Annotated in this window: 12 protein-coding genes; 6 read left to right on the forward strand and 6 right to left on the reverse strand. The window is 66.1% G+C overall.

What is annotated here, in order from left to right; all coding sequences use genetic code 11:
- Positions 1-37 precede the first annotated feature (37 nt).
- Both VGQ44_02700 and VGQ44_02705 read right to left on the reverse strand, forming a co-directional pair.
- Positions 38-976, reverse strand: a complete 939-nt coding sequence (locus VGQ44_02700) for a helix-turn-helix domain-containing GNAT family N-acetyltransferase (protein HEV8445695.1) — start codon at positions 974-976, stop codon at positions 38-40.
- Positions 977-1,031: 55 nt separating this feature from the next.
- Positions 1,032-1,838 (reverse strand): hypothetical protein, encoded by an 807-nt coding sequence (locus VGQ44_02705; protein HEV8445696.1) that lies wholly within the window; start codon positions 1,836-1,838, stop codon positions 1,032-1,034.
- A gap of 147 nt (positions 1,839-1,985) precedes the next feature.
- Here VGQ44_02705 and VGQ44_02710 point away from each other — a divergent pair, with 147 nt between their 5' ends.
- Both VGQ44_02710 and VGQ44_02715 read left to right on the forward strand, forming a co-directional pair.
- Positions 1,986-2,714 carry a cytochrome c biogenesis protein CcdA gene (locus VGQ44_02710; protein ID HEV8445697.1) on the forward strand — a complete coding sequence of 243 codons (729 nt, stop codon included), beginning with the start codon at positions 1,986-1,988 and terminating at the stop codon, positions 2,712-2,714.
- Between the two features lie 28 nt (positions 2,715-2,742).
- Positions 2,743-3,255 (forward strand): TlpA disulfide reductase family protein, encoded by a 513-nt coding sequence (locus VGQ44_02715; GenBank protein HEV8445698.1) that lies wholly within the window; start codon positions 2,743-2,745, stop codon positions 3,253-3,255.
- A gap of 52 nt (positions 3,256-3,307) precedes the next feature.
- Here VGQ44_02715 and VGQ44_02720 read toward each other — a convergent pair whose 3' ends face one another.
- The 3 genes from VGQ44_02720 to VGQ44_02730 are packed head-to-tail and all read right to left on the reverse strand — an operon-like array spanning position 3,308 to position 6,495.
- Positions 3,308-4,786 (reverse strand): aminotransferase class I/II-fold pyridoxal phosphate-dependent enzyme, encoded by a 1,479-nt coding sequence (locus tag VGQ44_02720; protein ID HEV8445699.1) that lies wholly within the window; start codon positions 4,784-4,786, stop codon positions 3,308-3,310.
- Positions 4,783-5,313, reverse strand: coding sequence for a 2'-5' RNA ligase family protein (locus tag VGQ44_02725; protein HEV8445700.1), 531 nt, complete (start codon positions 5,311-5,313; stop codon positions 4,783-4,785). Before VGQ44_02725 ends, VGQ44_02720 begins: the two co-directional genes overlap by 4 nt.
- Positions 5,314-5,322: 9 nt before the next feature.
- A complete protein-coding gene (locus VGQ44_02730) occupies positions 5,323-6,495 on the reverse strand; it encodes a phospholipase D-like domain-containing protein (GenBank protein HEV8445701.1) in 1,173 nt (390 codons plus the stop codon).
- A 68-nt stretch (positions 6,496-6,563) separates the two neighbouring features.
- Here VGQ44_02730 and VGQ44_02735 point away from each other — a divergent pair, with 68 nt between their 5' ends.
- Entirely contained in the window at positions 6,564-7,475 is a 912-nt protein-coding gene (locus tag VGQ44_02735) for an enoyl-[acyl-carrier-protein] reductase (GenBank protein HEV8445702.1), read from the forward strand.
- A 110-nt stretch (positions 7,476-7,585) separates the two neighbouring features.
- Here the strand turns inward: VGQ44_02735 and VGQ44_02740 are convergent, their stop codons facing one another.
- The gene (locus VGQ44_02740) at positions 7,586-10,795 is read right to left on the reverse strand and encodes a glycosyl hydrolase (GenBank protein HEV8445703.1); all 3,210 of its coding nucleotides are present in this window, start codon (positions 10,793-10,795) and stop codon (positions 7,586-7,588) included.
- 143 nt (positions 10,796-10,938) lie between these two features.
- Here VGQ44_02740 and VGQ44_02745 point away from each other — a divergent pair, with 143 nt between their 5' ends.
- The 3 genes from VGQ44_02745 (at position 10,939) to VGQ44_02755 (ending at position 15,109) form a co-directional block, all read left to right on the forward strand.
- On the forward strand, positions 10,939-11,931 hold the full coding sequence (locus VGQ44_02745) for a methyltransferase domain-containing protein (protein HEV8445704.1): 993 nt from the start codon (positions 10,939-10,941) through the stop codon (positions 11,929-11,931).
- Between the two features lie 131 nt (positions 11,932-12,062).
- The gene (locus VGQ44_02750; GenBank protein ID HEV8445705.1) at positions 12,063-12,395 is read left to right on the forward strand and encodes a PadR family transcriptional regulator; all 333 of its coding nucleotides are present in this window, start codon (positions 12,063-12,065) and stop codon (positions 12,393-12,395) included.
- 2 nt (positions 12,396-12,397) lie between these two features.
- Positions 12,398-15,109, forward strand: coding sequence for an ABC transporter permease (locus tag VGQ44_02755; protein HEV8445706.1), 2,712 nt, complete (start codon positions 12,398-12,400; stop codon positions 15,107-15,109).
- Positions 15,110-15,228 lie beyond the last annotated feature (119 nt).

The raw sequence follows: 15,228 nt of genomic DNA on the forward strand, positions 1-15,228 counted from the left end.
CGTAAGCCGGAGAACAGAATCTAGTCCCGTTCAAGGGCTACAGTTTGAGCTCCCAGACTTCGGCGATCGCCGGCGTGCCGAAGGAGCGATGCGACTCCTCGCGCACGCAACGGAAGCCGGCGGCGTGATAAATCCGCCTGGCGGCGGTGAGCTCGCTCTGCGTCCAGAGGACGATCTTCTTGTAGCCGGCCTGCCGCGCGAACTGGACGACTTCGTCGACGAGGCGCCGGCCGATTCCGAGGCCGCGCGCCGACGGCTCGACGAGCAGAAGCCGCAGTTTCGCGACGTGCTTCGACTTCGACACCACGAACACAGAACCAGCGATCTCGCCGCTTCGCTCGGCGATCCAACACCGCTCGCGTGAAGGATCGAGGTGCTCGATGAAGTCCGCGACGACTCGCGCGACGAGCGCCTCGAACCGTTCGTCGTAGCCGTACTCCGCTTGGTACAGCGCGCCGTGCCGGTGCACGATCCAGCCCATGTCGCCGGCGCGGTGGGAGCGAAGCGTGAAAGGCTCCTCGGTTGCTCGCGGGGCGGGCCGCTTGGCCGGCTCGAGCGAGCCGCGAATCGTCGCCATCGCCCTGACCACGCGTTGCTGATGCGCATCGCTCAACGGCGCGAGCATGCGAACGACTTCATCGCGCGCTCTTTGATCGAGCGGCGCAAAGGCTTTGCGGCCCGCCGCCGTAAGCGCGAGATGCGTGTGGCGTCGGTCGTCCGCATCGCGCCGCGTCGTGATCAGCCCACGCCGCTTGAACGCCCGCAGGGTACGACTCAAGTAGCCGCGGTCGATGCCCAGTGTCGACGCGATCCCGCTCGCGGTGGTTCGGTCACCGCGCGCGAGCTCATAGAGAACGCGCACTTCGGTGAGCGAGAACTCGCTGCCAAGGTGCGCGGCGCCGAGCGCGCCGATGCGGCGCGTGTAGAAGCGGTTGAAATGCCGAACGACGTCGGCGCGCTGATCGATTTCCCGCATGACTCCACCGAGATGACGGTGAAGTGACGATCGGCGAAGTGGTTGACTTTGTCAACTATTTGCCATCGGGCTTCCTTCCCCCCTGGGGTCCGCCGTGGTGGTCGTCGCCCCAGATCGACGCGAGATCGCGGCCTTCGACCACGTTGGCGTGGATCATCCAGCCGAACAGGTTCGCGTGAAAGTCGCCGCCCACCGCGTCGCACTCGGCCTTCGTGGCGATCGGACTCTCCGGACCGAAGACCGGTTGGCCGTTCTTTCGCTCGAGGTACCGCACTTCACCGCCCTTTTTCGGCAGACACCAGTTGACGTGCTTGTGCCAACGCGCGACGCCGAGCGGAACGCGGTCGTTCAGCCGATCGAGGCTCGCGGTTTTCGGCATCGTGTACATCGCGCCGACGAGCTTGAGCTTGCCGTCGGCACCCCGTGAATAGAGGATCGACGTCGGCTTGGCCGGGTCGAACCGGAACGCCTCCATGAAGGCGCGGCCGTAGTTCGTGAAGTGGTAGACGTTCTGCTGCTTCACGTTGGGGAGGAACATTTTGTAGCCGTCGGCCACCGCGGCCGCCGTGTCCGCGTACTTCGCGATGACCTGCTTCAATTCGCCCGCCAAGCGCATGGCACTCACCGAGTCGTCGTGAGTCGCGGTGCGGACGGGGGTGAGCTGCATGTGCTTCATCATGTTCCCGTCCATGGCACCGCTCATCGCGTGGTCGGCCATGCCGGCCATCCGCGCGCTGTCCATGGCGCCCCCGGGTTGCTGGGTGGCTCCCACCCCTAGCGCCGCGGCGTGCTTCTCGTGTCGCGCCAGCAACAGGATCGCCGCGGCGCCGAGAGTGATTGTTATAGCAGTCGTTTTGGTCATACCTTACCCGGGTGGACGCGTGGATCGTTGGACGGTGGACCGGTAGGCCGCGAGGCCGGGTTGTCGCCTGTTTCCCGTCCACCTGTCCACCAGTGCACCCGTCCACCGTTTACTAGATCGACGCCCGCTTCTTCTACTCGTTAACTCTTGGTCCTGCAGACGCTTCTTCCCGACCTTTCCGGCAACCCGCTCAGGGCGATCCCCTTCGTCTTCGCCGGCGGCGTGCTGACGAGCTTGACGCCGTGCATTTATCCGATGATCCCGATCACGGCCGCGATCGTCGGCGGGACGTCGGTCGCCGCGCCCGCGGGAGCGTCGAAGCCCACGCGATCGCGACCCGTCGCCCTCACGCTCACCTACGTATTCGGGCTCGCCCTGGTTTACTCGGCACTTGGGCTGTTTGCCGGAATGACCGGAACGCTTTTTGGCACGGTGAGTACGAATCCATGGCTCTACCTCGCGATGGCGAACCTGTTGCTTGTCGCGGCGTTGGCCATGTTGGACGTGATCCATGTTCGGTTCCCAGCGGCGATCGTCGAACGGGCGAGCAACGTGGGGACCACGGGACGATTGTCGGGCGCGTTCGCCATGGGCGCCATGTCGGGCCTCGTGGCGGCGCCCTGCTCCGCTCCGGTGATGGCGGCGGTTCTGACCTGGGTGGCGTCGACGAAAAGCGCCGTGCTCGGCTTCGTCTACCTGTTGGTGTTCTCGCTGGGAATGTGCAGTTTGCTGGTGTTCGTCGGCGTGTCGTCGGGTACGATCGCGCGGCTTCCGCGCGCGGGCGTGTGGATGGTGTGGGTCAAGCGCTTCTTCGCGATCGTGATGGTGATCGCCGCCGAGTACTACCTGGTGAAGATGGGACAGCTGCTCTTCTGATTCGAACGCTTCGAGAGAGTTTGAGACGATGAGAATCTCGATCCGCCGTACATCCATGTTCGCCGCCGCCACGGTGGCGTTGACGATTGGCGCTTCGCGCGTCGCATTCGCGCAGGATCTCGGCATCGAGCTCGGGAGCATTGCCCCGGGCGCCAAGCTGCACACGCTCGACGGCAAGGACACCGACCTGTCGGCCTACATCGGCAAGGGTCCGGTGCTGATGGAGTTCTGGGCCGTGTGGTGCCCGAACTGCAAGGAGCTCGAGCCGACCTTGCTGTCGGTCGCGAAGAAATACGGCAACCGCGTGAAATTCATCGGCATCGCGGTGTCGGTGAACGAGACGCCGGACCGGGTGAAGGCGTTCGTCGAGAAGCACGGGATGCCCGGCGATCAGCTCTTCGACACGAAGGGCAACGCGACGGGCGCCTACGACGTCCCCGCGACATCGTACGTCGTCGTTCTCGACAAGAGCGGCAAGGTCGTCTACACGGGACTCGGCGGAAAACAGGATCTCGAGTCGGCGCTCAAGAAGGCGATGTAGGCGGTGTGGGCCGGCGGGCCGGTAGCCCGGTGGGCTGGAGAATCGGACAGCGTTAGATGCTGCGCGCGCAGGCGGCGAGACCGTCGAGGATCGCTTTGACGTCATCCTCCGTGGTTCGCGGGTTCATCATCGTCACGCGGAGGACGCGGCGGCCGTTCAGGTTCGTGGCGGTGATCCAGCCTTCGCCCGACGCGTTGAAGCGTTCGCGGATGCGGCGATTGAGATCGTCGAGCTGCGCGTCCGAGCGCGATCCGTCGCCGACGTAGCGGAAACAGAGGATATTGCCCTCGGGCTCGTGCAGCGCCTCGAAATCCGGGCGCGCCGAGATCTCGTCGTAGACACAGCGAGCGAGCGAGCAGAAGTAGTCGTAGAGTTGCTCCATCCCGGCCGCGCCATAGCGCTCGAGGCCGACCCAGACCTTGAGCACGTCCGCCCGGCGGGTGCACATGAAGCTCCGCGTGCCTTGATCCCACGCCCGCTCGCCGCGAGCCTCGTGGAACAGATAGGGGGCGCGCTGCGAGAACGCCGCCTCGAGGTCTCCTTCGTCGCGCACGAGCAACATCCCGGCCTGGCTCGGCATGAGCATCATTTTATGAGTGTCCCAGGCCACCGAACGGGCGCGCCCGATGCCGCTGAGCCTGTGCTTGTGCTTCGCGGACCAGAGGGCGGAGCCGCCGTGGGCGGCATCGACGTGCAGCCAGATGCCTCGGGCATCGCAGAGCGATGCGATCGTGTCTATGTCGTCGAACGAACCCGTGGCCGTCGAGCCGGCCGTGGCGACGACGGCCATGACACGACGGGTGTCGCGCGCGAGCTCGTCGAGCGCGCGCTCGAGCGCCGACGGGTCCATCGCGTAGCCGCGCGACGAAATCGCGCGAACGTTCCGCATCCCGAGCCCGAGCTGCGCCGCGGCGCGGGTGACGGCGTAGTGCGCGTGCTCCCCGCAGAGCAACGTCGGCGGATCGGCCCCCACGCCGTCGGACCAGGCATTCGGCATCGAGGCGCCGCGAGCGGCGAGGAGCGCGGTGAACGTCGCTTCGGTTCCACCGCTCGTGAACGTGCCGCCCGCCCCTTTGGGAAAGCCAACGAGCTCACACATCCACGAGATGACTCTATGCTCCAGGATCGTTCCGACGGGCGACATCTCGAACACGGCGATCGACTGGTTGAGCGCCGCGGTCACCGATTCCGTCCAGATGGCCGCCGGCAGCGGTCCGGAGTTCTGGTGCCCGACGTAACGCGGGTGCCACAGGTGATTCGATTCGGCGATCACGTCGCGGCGGATGCGATCGACGATCGCGTCGATCGGGCGGCCGTCGCGCGGGAGCGGCTCGTCGAATCGCGCCGCGATTTCGCCCGGCGTGTGGCGGGTCGAGACGCGCGTCTCACGATCCCGCGTCTCGGCGAGGTACGACGCGATCACTTCGACGAACGCGCGGCCCACGGCGGAGTCGGCGTCGGATTCGATGGCATCGAGAATCGGCGGACGTTCGAACGGGCGGTCGGTCGAGCGCGTGGCGGCGTCGGTCACGCGGCGGCTCCGAGGGGCAGGTCGACCACTTTGATCGTCCGTGTGAGGTCGAGGGCTCGATACGCCTGAATGCGGTCGATCCTGACCGGATCGTTGACGCGAAAGCGGGTCAGCTCGCGCAACGAGTCGCGCGACAACTCGGGGTAGAAGCTCAACGTCACGTGCGGGGTGAAGGTGTAACGAGGCCGCTCGTGCGACAATCCGCTCGACTTGATCCGCTCGTGCAGCGCGCGGATCGGACCATTCGGATCGATCAGCATCACGACCACCGGGCTTTGCATGAACCGCGTCGGAGCCTGGAGGGTCACGTCGAACGGCACGCTCGCCGCGGCGACACGGGTCAACGCGGCGAGCACTTCGTCGTCGGTGGTGTCGGGAAAAATCGGGCCGACGCCCGAGGAGCCGGTGATCGTGACGTGCGGCGGAAGCTCCGCGGCCATGCGCGGATCGAACCGTCGCTGCACATCGAGCACGCGAGCCGCCACGTCGCCCTTCAACTCGGACATCACGATGATTCCGGGCTTCACGCTCGAAAACTACAAGGTGATCTCCCGCGATCCCTCGAGGTCGGCCAGGAACATGTTCTCCGCTTCTTCGCCGAGCGACGCGTCTTCGATCACCGCGTCGAGCTCGTAGTTGACGGTGACGCCGAGGGGGTTGAAGTCGGTCGATCCGACACGCACCCAGCGGCCGTCGACGACGCTCGTCTTGGCGTGCATCATCTCGCCGCACCACTCCCAGATGCGGACGCCGTTCGTGAGTAGCCGCCGGTAGTAGCGCTTCGCGAGCAGCGAGACCCACGGATGATCGTTACGCCCTGGCAGGAGGATGCGGACATCGACGCCGTCGCTTGCCGCGCCGTTCAACGCTTCGACCTCGGAAGGTGAGGGCGTGAAGTAAGCAGTGGCGATCCAGATCGATCGGCGCGCGGAGATCGCTTGGATCTGGAGCGCACGCGACACGCGTTGCCTGAGCGGCTCGCCCTCGATGATGCCGACGAGCGCGCGTTCGTCGGTGTCGGGGTCGAGATGCGCGCCGCGCGCCGGCCGATGCAGGAATCGATGCGACCCGCGGCGCTCGTGCCCCACGGCTCGGCGCCACATCCGATCGAACGCTTCCTGCATGTCGTTTGCGGCGGGGCCGTCGATGCGCACCGCGGTGTCGCGCCAGCGCGAGCGCTTGATCTTGTCGACGCCGGTGGTCCACTCGCGGCCGATACCGACTCCGCCCGTGATTCCGACCGCGCCGTCCACGACCAGCAGCTTGCGGTGGTCGCGCGGCACGAGTCCGAGCCAGCGGTGGAACCCCGGTCGGTTGAACAGCACCACTTCGAGGCCGGCGGCGCGCAGCTCTCGGAGGAACTTGCGCCGCGTTCCGCGGATGCCGATCCAGTCGAGGAGAATGCGAACGGCGACTCCGCGGTCGGCCGCGGCGGCAAGTGGCCGGGCGAACCGGTCGCCGACGTCGTCGGCGCGGAAGATGAAGCTCTCGAGCGAAATCGACGAGCGAGCGCTCTCGATGAGCGCCAGCATGGCGTCGAACGTCGCCGGTCCGTCGCGGAGGAGCGACACGCGATTGCCGCTCGACACGTTCGCCGCCGCGATGCGCCAGAGTCCGCGCGCGAACGACGGCCCGCCCCCCTCGCCGATGCGCGGCGATTCGGACGGCCTTCGGACGACGGTTTGGCGGGCGGGGGCGGGACTAGTCACGTTGCCGCTGGTTACAGATTGCGTGCCCGACCGAACACCGACGATGGCCGGGCGGACTATTATATCGCATGCTCGAGATCGATCTCACAGGGCGGCGCGCGCTCGTGGCCGGAGTAGCTGACGACGCCGGCTTTGGATTCGCGATCGCAAAGGCGCTGGCCCAAGCCGGCGCCAGCGTCTGCGTCGGAACGTGGCCGCCGGCGCTGAACATTTTCCTGAATTTGCTCGAGCGGGGCAAGATGGATGAGTCGCGCAAGCTGTCGTCCGGGTCTCTTTTGTCGTTCGAGAAGATCTACGCCCTCGACGCGGTCTACGATACGTACGACGAAATGCCCGAAGACGTCCGGACGAACAAGCGCTACAAGGACGTCGGCGACTGCTCGATCGGCGGCGTGGCGGCGCGTCTCGTCCAGGATTTTGGCGACCACCCGCTCGACATCGTCGTGCACTCGCTGGCCAATGGCCCCGAGGTGAAGAAGGCGCTCATTGACGTGAGCCGCTCAGGCTATCTCGCGGCCATGAGCGCCAGCGCCTATTCGCTGATCTCGATGGTGAGCCGCTTCGGGCCGATCATGCGGCCGGGCGGCTCATTTGTGTCGCTGACGTATCTGGCCAGCGAACGAGTGATACCGGGTTACGGCGGCGGAATGTCGTCAGCCAAGGCCGCGCTGGAGAGCGACACGCGCACGCTCGCATTCGAGGCGGGCCGCCGGTTCGGGTGCCGCGTGAACACGATCTCCGCCGGCCCGCTCGCATCGCGCGCGGCCAGCGCGATCGGGATCATCGAGAAGATGGTCGAGTACGTCTCTGACAACGCCCCGCTGCCCGAAAAACTCACCGCGCAGGAAGTCGGCCAGGTGGCGGCTTTTCTCTCATCGCCGCTGGCGAGCGGCATCACGGGCAGCACCGTGTATGTGGACAAGGGCTATCACGCCATGGGCATGGCGGTGCCGCCCGATCGCGACGCGACGCACGCCTAGCGAAGGACCCACGCGTGGCGAGCGAGCACTCGTGACCAGCGACCCACCCTTGGAACGAACACTACTGCAACGCAGATGACAGAGGGTGGCTCGCCGGCCACATACAACGCTCAGGCGATCGGCCCTTTCGACTCGATTTCCTTGAGGCCGGCGGCCTTCAGCACCGTGTTGATGCGCGGCAGGTTGGCGTTGATCGTCGCGCGCAGTTTCGCCAGATCCTTGTTGAGCTCCGTCGCGAGGACCTTGTCCACGTCGTAGCTCTGCTGCGTGGGCCGCCCATCCGCGCTCTGCACGACGCCGAGGAGCGCGCCGATACGGTTGTTGAGGCGGATCGGATAGTTGAGCGGATCCTGGCCGCTGCGGTTCTTCGTCTGATAGAGCGAGTCCTCGACTTCCGAGATCGAGGTCGCGAAGGGCACCGAGAGCGACGTGAATTGCGAGAGCTGCGTGGACGGCATCTTCTTTTCGCGGTCGGCGAGCTCGGTTTTCAGACGCCTGATCTCCTTGACCGCGTCGTTCGCTTCGGAAAAGCGGTCGCGAACGGCGAGCGCGAGGCGCGACTGCTCCTGCCAGTCGGCGAGCGTCGCCTTGATGCGCGGATCGGGCAGAACCCGGAACGTCTCGGTCGCGATCTGCTTTCCGTTCACGGCGAGGCGCACCTTGTACGAGCCCGGCGGCACGAGCGGCCCGGTCACGCCCGCCGCCCAGAGGATCATTCCCGGAAAGCTCGACGCGTCGGGATAGCGCATGTTCCACGCGAACGTGTTCACGCCCTTCTTGCTGGGAACGCGCGGCGCCGGCGGCGGAGCGAAAAAGCCGTCCTCCGGCTGCTGGCCTCCGGCCGGCTGAGCCGCCGAGTCGGCCTTGCTCGAGTATCCTCGAATGAGCTTTCCGCTCGCATCGAGGAAATCGAGCGCGACCGTGTCGTTCGCCGTGCCGAGCCAGTACTGCACGACGACTCCCGCGGGCGGATTCTGGCCGACGGGATGGTTCGGAGCATTCTCGGGCGTCACTTGAGCCGGCGCGGCACCGCCGCGGCCGCCGCCACCACCGAAACCGCCGCCCGTCGCCAACCGATACTGATCGCGCGGCTTGAACAGATGCGCGCTCTCGGCTTCGACCGCGCTCGTCATCTGTTCGAGGGTGGTGATGTCGTCCATGATGTAGAAGCCGCGGCCGTGCGTGGCGACCACGATGTCGCCTTCCTTGAAGACGAGGTCGTGCACCGGAACGATCGGGAGGTTGAGCCGCAGGGTCTTCCAATGCGCGCCGTCGTCGATCGAATACCAGATGCCGCGCTCGGTGCCCGCGACGAGAAGGCCGCGCTTGGCGGGATCCTCACGCACGACGCGCGTGAACTCGGTCGCCGTGATCCCCGCGTCGATGCGCGTCCAATGCGCGCCGCAGTCGGACGTCTTCCATAGATACGGCTTGTCGTCGTCCAGCTGAAAGCGGTTCGCGGCGACGTAGGCGACGCACTCGCCGAACTTCGACGCGTCGATGCTCGACACGCGCGTGAACTTCTGCATGTCCTTCGGCGTGACGTCGGTCCACTTCACGCCGCCGTTTCGCGTGAGGTAGATCTTGCCGTCGTCGGAGCCGGTCCAGAGCGTCTGCGCGGTGACCGGCGATTCCTCGATCACGAACACGGTGCCGTAGTACTCGATCGACGTCTGGTCCTTCGTGAGCGGACCACCGGAGTTGCCCAGCGTTGCCGGATCGTGGTAGGTGAGATCGGGCGAGATCGCCGTCCAGCTCTTTCCGCCGTTGGTCGACTTGTGCACGACGTTCGATCCGGCGTACACCACGTTCGGGTTGTGCGTCGAGACGATGATCGGGAACGTCCACTGGAAGCGGTACTTCAGGTCCATCGCCGGGTGACCCATCGGGTTGTCCGGCCACGGATTCACGTTCACGCTGATTCCGGTGCGAAGGTCCTTCCGGGTGAGCAGGTTGCCGTAGCTGCCCGCGTACACGACGTCGGGGTCGTCGCCGCGCGACGCTATCCATCCGCTTTCACCGCCGCCGGCCTCGAGCCATTCCGATATGTCCAGGTTTCCCCTGCTGGGCCCGCAGAGTGTGGAGTTGTCCTGCTGCGCGCCGCAGATGTGATAGGGGAAGTGATTGGTCGCGATCACGTGATAGAACTGCGCGGTCGCGAAATCCTCATCCGACCAAGTGCGTCCGCCGTCGACGCTCACTTCGGCGCCGCCGTCGTCCGACTCGATCATGCGCTGATTGTTCTTCGGGTCGACCCACAGATCGTGCGAATCGCCGTGCTGCATGCCACGCACCGCACGGAAGGTCTTGCCGCCATCGGTCGACTTCATGAACGACACGTTGTTCACGTACACGACGTTCGTGTCCTTCGAGTCGGCGTGGATCTTGGTGTAGTACCACGCGCGCTGGCGCAGATTACGGTCGTTGTTCGTACGCTGCCACGTAGCGCCGCCGTCGTCGGAGCGGAATACGCCGCCGGAGTCGGCCTCGATGTTCGCCCAGATGCGATTCGAGTTTCCGCCCGACACGGTGATGCCGATGTTCCCCCAGATGCCTTCGGGGAGACCGGGATTTCGGGTGAGCTCCGTCCAGTGGTCGCCGCCGTCGGTCGTCTTGAACATCCCGCTGCCCTTTCCGCCCGACGACAACAGCCATGGCGTTCTCCCGGCCTGCCAGAAACCGGCGTACAACACGTTCGGGTTGTTCGGGTCCATCACCAGGTCGACGACGCCCGTCGAATCGTTGCGGAAGAAAATCTTGTCCCACGTTTTGCCGCCGTCCTTCGAGCGAAACACGCCGCGTTCCGGATTCGGTGCCCAGACGTGACCGAGCGCCCCGACGTAGACGAGATCTGGATTCGTCGGATTCACGACGATGTCGGCGATCTGCCGCGTCTCGGCGAGCCCCATGAACGACCACGTCTTTCCGCCATCGGTCGTCTTCCACACGCCGTCGCCGTACGAGACGTTGCCGCGGATCGGATATTCGCCGCCGCCGATGTACACGACATCCGGCGACGACGCCGAAACGGCGATCGCGCCGATCGTGCCGCCGAAATACTTGTCCGTCACCGGCGCCCACGACTGTCCGTCGTTGATCGACTTGAAGACGCCGCCGCCGGTCGTGCCCATCCAGAACTCGTTCGGCCGAGATGGATTTCCGGTTGCCGCAACCGAGCGGCCGCCGCGATACGGCCCGACCTCTCGCCAGTGGACTCCGGCGAGCGCGAGTGAATCCTGGGCGCGCAAACGCGCCACAGCGGGGTGAACGAGCACGGCGAACGCGGCGAGGGAGCCGGCGAGGCGAGCGATGCGCATCATCTGTTTCGGGAGGCGGGCGGGGACGGTCGGAACCGGTGGCAGGGAAAAATGGGGTCGAATGTAGCCTATCGATCTACACGCGATCTGGCCATGAGCGACGCCCGATGAACACAGGCGGCACCCGCCCTGCACCTCTAGCCGGCGTGCGAGCGCTACCATCCGATACCAATCGCTGCGTCGTTTGCGGTGGAGCCGAGAATTCGGTCGTCGCGGATCATCGAAGCGTCCGCGACGAGATCGAGGCGTTGTGGGCCTATCACGCGCGGCGTCTTCGCGTCGACACGCCGACGACTCGGCTCGTCGACCGCGTCACGTTCTCGGAGAATCCACCGCTCCGCGTGGTGAAGTGTCGAGACTGCGGGCTCGTGTACCGCAGCCCGGCCGAGCCGGCGCGCGATCTCGTCGACGCATATCGACGCGCGGCGCCGTCGTCGGACGCGCTCCGCGCCTTGCACTCCGCGCAGTACGGCGCCGCGCGCTCGCAGGTGCGGCGTCTCCGACGCGTCTTGGGGCGCCGGTGCAGCGGGCTCGAGGTGGGGAGCTATGCGGGTTCGTTTCTGGCGGCGGCCCGCGACGACGGGATGCGCTTCGAGGGACTCGACGTGAGTCCCACGGTCAACGCGTTCACTCGATCGCTGGGCTTCGTCGTCGAAGACGGCGACTTCGGCTCGTATCGCGCGCGCCGCTTGTTCGACGTCGTCGCGATATGGAATACGTTCGATCAGCTCGGAGATCCGCGCGCCGCGGCTGAGGCCGCGTGGCGCATGCTGCGGCCCGACGGGCTGCTCGCGCTGCGCGTTCCGAACGGCGGCTTGTACGCGCGTGTGCGCAACGATCTCGCGAGCCGGAGCCGCCTGCGCCGCGCGGTCGCGCGCTCCACGCTCGCGCAGAACAACTTGCTCTCGTTCCCGTACCGCTTCGGGTTCACGCCGGGCGCGCTCGGGCGAATGCTGCGTGACGTCGGGTTCCGGGTCACCCGCGTCGAGGGAGATGTTCTTCCCCGGCTTGCCGACGAATGGACGCGCCCCTGGGCGCGGGTCGAGGAGTTGGTGTTCAAGCACCTGCTCCGCTCGGGCGCCCGCTACGACCCCGCCGGGGCGCCCTGGTTCGAGCTCTACGCGCGACGCATCGGCTAGACGCAATCCGCCGTCGCCCGGTCGCCCGGTCCACCGGTCCGCGGTTTCACCGGCATTCAAACCAATTGAATCTTTGCGGCGTCCAAGGCCGTACCAGATCTTGCACCAACCTCGTTAGTGGAGCCTCCCTGATGCCCCGCGACGTCAGCGATTTGCTGCACGGGACACTCGACGTCCTCGTGCTCAAAGCGCTCTCTCTTGGTCCGTTGCACGGCTACGCCGTCACCGAGTGGATCGAACGCCACGGCGACGGCGATCTGGTGATCGTGGATGCCGCACTCTATAAGGCGCTTCATCGCCTCGAGGACGGCGGCGCGATCGAAGCCGAGTGGGGCCTCTCGGAGAACAATCGAAAGGCGAAGTACTACTCGCTCACGCCGCGCGGACGCGCGCAACTCCGCACGGAGACCGCGACCTGGCGGCGCTACGCCAGCGCCGTCGGACGGATCCTCGAGGCGAATTGAGCGTGCGGCCGCCGGGCGGGGTGCGGCGTGTGTTTCGGCTTCCGTCCACGGAGGTCCGACTCGCGCGTGAGCTCGACGAGGAAGTCGAGTTCCATGTGGAGCGCCGCGTCGCTCGGCTCATCGCCGATGGCGTGCCGTACGACGAAGCGCGCGCCGAGGCGATGCGACGATTCGGCGACGTCGACGATTTGCGAACCTACTGTCACGACATCGAGAGGGCGCACATGCAGCGAATGCAAACGGCCGAACGCGTGGAGAGCATGATCCAAGACGGGCGCGTGGCGTTTCGGCAGATGAGGAAGTCGCCGGGCTTCTCCTTCGCCGCGGCATTCACGCTCGCCCTCGGCATCGGCGCGGCCACGGCGCTGTTCAGCGTCGTGAACGGCGTGCTGCTCAAGGCGCTCCCGTTTCCGGGACCCGATCGGATCGTGCAGATCACCGGACTGAACGCGAACGGCGACGTCCTTCGAAATTTCGCGGATCCAACGTTCGAGGCCATAGGGGCGCGCAACCACACGCTCGACGCTGTCGCCGAGATGAATTCCTATTACGTGATCGTATCGAACGACGGCGAGGCGATGCGTCTCTCCGCGTCGTGGGTCAGCCGTCAGTTCTTCGATGTCCTCGGTGTGAAACCCGCCGCCGGCCGGTTCTTCGTGCCCGAAGAACAGCAGCGCGGCGCGGCTAAGGCGGCGGTGATCAGCTACGCGCTCTCGCAGCGCCTCTTCGCCAGCACCAGCAAAGCGGTCGGGGCAAGGCTGCCGAACGGCTCTTCGTTCCTCACCGTCGTCGGCGTGCTGCCGAAGGGACTGGAATATCCGCCGCAGACCGACGTCTTCCTCGCGCGCGAGACCGAGGTGCGATACCCGAGCTACACGGCTGGCAACTGGCGGCTCCTCGCGCGGGTCAAGCCGACCGCGACAATCGAACAAGCGAAGCAAGACGTCTCGCTCGTGTTGCGCCAACTCAAGGCGGAGGTCGGCGAGAACACAATTACCGTCGACGGCAGCGTCGTGCCGCTCCGCGATCAAATCGTCGGGCAGATCAAACCGATTCTGTTGCTCCTCTTCGGCGCGTCCGGAGTGCTTCTGCTCATCGCGTGCACCAACGTGGTGAATCTGCTGGTGGCGCGCATGGCGGCGCGCGAGGGCGAACTCGCGGTGAGAGTCGCGTTGGGCGCGGGGCGCGGACGTCTCATTCAGCAGTTGCTCATCGAAGCGACTTTCCTTTCGCTGCTGGGGTGCGCAGGCGGTCTCGCGCTGGCGTCCGGCGGCGTGAAGTTGTTGCTCGCGCTTCGCCCCACGTCCATTCCTCGGCTTTCCGAATTGGGCGTCGACTGGCGGGTCATGGCGTTCGCGGTCGCCGTCTCGCTGGTCGTTGCGTTCGCCCTCGGATTGGTGGCGGCGTGGCGCGGCGCGCGCGGCGATCTGCGCTCGGCACTCTCGCAGTCGCAGCGTTCGCAGTCGGGCGGCGTCGCGAGCTACGGGGTGCGCGACGCGCTCGTCGTCGTGCAGTTGTCGATGACCGTCGTACTGATGGTCGCGGCGGGCGTGCTCGGTCACAGTTTCATGGAGCTGATCACGACGGACGCGGGTTTTCGGACGAAAGACGTGGCGATCGTCACGCTCGTGACCGAGACGGGAGAGTTCTTTGCGCCAGCCGACGAGCGCATCACGCGCCGGAGTCAGTTGCTCGACGACGCGGCGGCGTTGGCTCGGCGCACTCCGGGGGTCAAGTCGGTCGGCTTGATCAGCAACCCGCCGCTGAGCGGCGGCGGCGCGGACGGCGGGTTTCTCATGCTCGAGAACGCATCGGAAAAAATCTCGCCGTCCGATTTCGAGCGGATGTTCAAGGACAAGTCGCGCACCGGCGACGCGTATTACCGACTCGCCAACGCGGACTACTTCAAGGCGCTCGGTATCCCGCTCTTGACCGGTCGCTTCTTCGACGACCGCGACCGCAGAGACGCGCCCCACGTCGCGGTGATCAACGCGTCGCTCGCCAAAGCCAAATGGCCGAACGAGAGCCCGATCGGCAAAGCGATCGAGTTCGGAAACATGGACGGCGACCTCACGCCGATGACGATCATCGGCATCGTCGGGGACCTGCGCGACGGAGGACCGTCGACCGACGTGACGCCGATGATCTACGGCTACTATCGGCAGCGTCCGGGAAACGGCGGGCAGTTCAGCGTGGTGATGGTCACCCCGTCGCCCACGACGACGCTCACAACGATGCGACGGGAGCTTCGGCGAGCTCGGCCGGATGTCCCGGCGCGCTACTCCACCATGGATGAGGCCGTAGCGGCATCGGTGGCGACCCAGCGGTTCATGCTCACGCTCGTCGGCGTATTCGGCGCCTTGGCGCTGCTGCTGGCGGCGCTGGGCGTCTACAGCGTGATCTCGTACCTGGTCGCGCAACGCGGTCGAGAGATCAGCATTCGTGTGGCGCTGGGCGCGCGATCGGCCGACATCCTCGGCCTCGTCATTCGGCACGGGTTGATGCTGGCGGTCGTCGGAGCGCTCGTCGGGGTCGCCGGAGCGTTCTCGACCACGCGGCTGCTCACGCACATGCTCTACGGGATCAGTGCCTGGGACCCTGCCGCGTTTGGAGCCGTCGTCGTCTTGCTTGCTGTGGTCGCCGTTTTGGCCAGCTACGTCCCCGCCCGCCGGGCTGCCCGAATCGAGCCAATGGACGTGCTTCGCGGCGGCTGATCCGGCTTGCCGAAAGTGGTCCGCACCCGGTCTCTGGATCAATTTGATCCAGGGCCGGCTGGTGTTTCGCTGACGCAGCGATTTGACCAACGAGCCCGTTCGTGGTATGAGCAGTAAGT

It is taken from the genome of Gemmatimonadaceae bacterium (assembly GCA_036003045.1).
Lineage (GTDB): Bacteria > Gemmatimonadota > Gemmatimonadetes > Gemmatimonadales > Gemmatimonadaceae > JAQBQB01.

Excerpts from the sequence above, each read along its gene's own strand:
- VGQ44_02705 (HEV8445696.1), bottom strand. The coding sequence starts at position 1,838 with ATGACCAAAACGACTGCTATAACAATCACTCTCGGCGCCGCGGCGATC.
- VGQ44_02750 (HEV8445705.1), top strand. The coding sequence starts at position 12,063 with ATGCCCCGCGACGTCAGCGATTTGCTGCACGGGACACTCGACGTCCTC.
- VGQ44_02715 (HEV8445698.1), top strand. The coding sequence starts at position 2,743 with ATGAGAATCTCGATCCGCCGTACATCCATGTTCGCCGCCGCCACGGTG.
- VGQ44_02740 (HEV8445703.1), bottom strand. The coding sequence starts at position 10,795 with ATGATGCGCATCGCTCGCCTCGCCGGCTCCCTCGCCGCGTTCGCCGTG.
- VGQ44_02700 (HEV8445695.1), bottom strand. The coding sequence starts at position 976 with ATGCGGGAAATCGATCAGCGCGCCGACGTCGTTCGGCATTTCAACCGC.
- VGQ44_02735 (HEV8445702.1), top strand. The coding sequence starts at position 6,564 with ATGCTCGAGATCGATCTCACAGGGCGGCGCGCGCTCGTGGCCGGAGTA.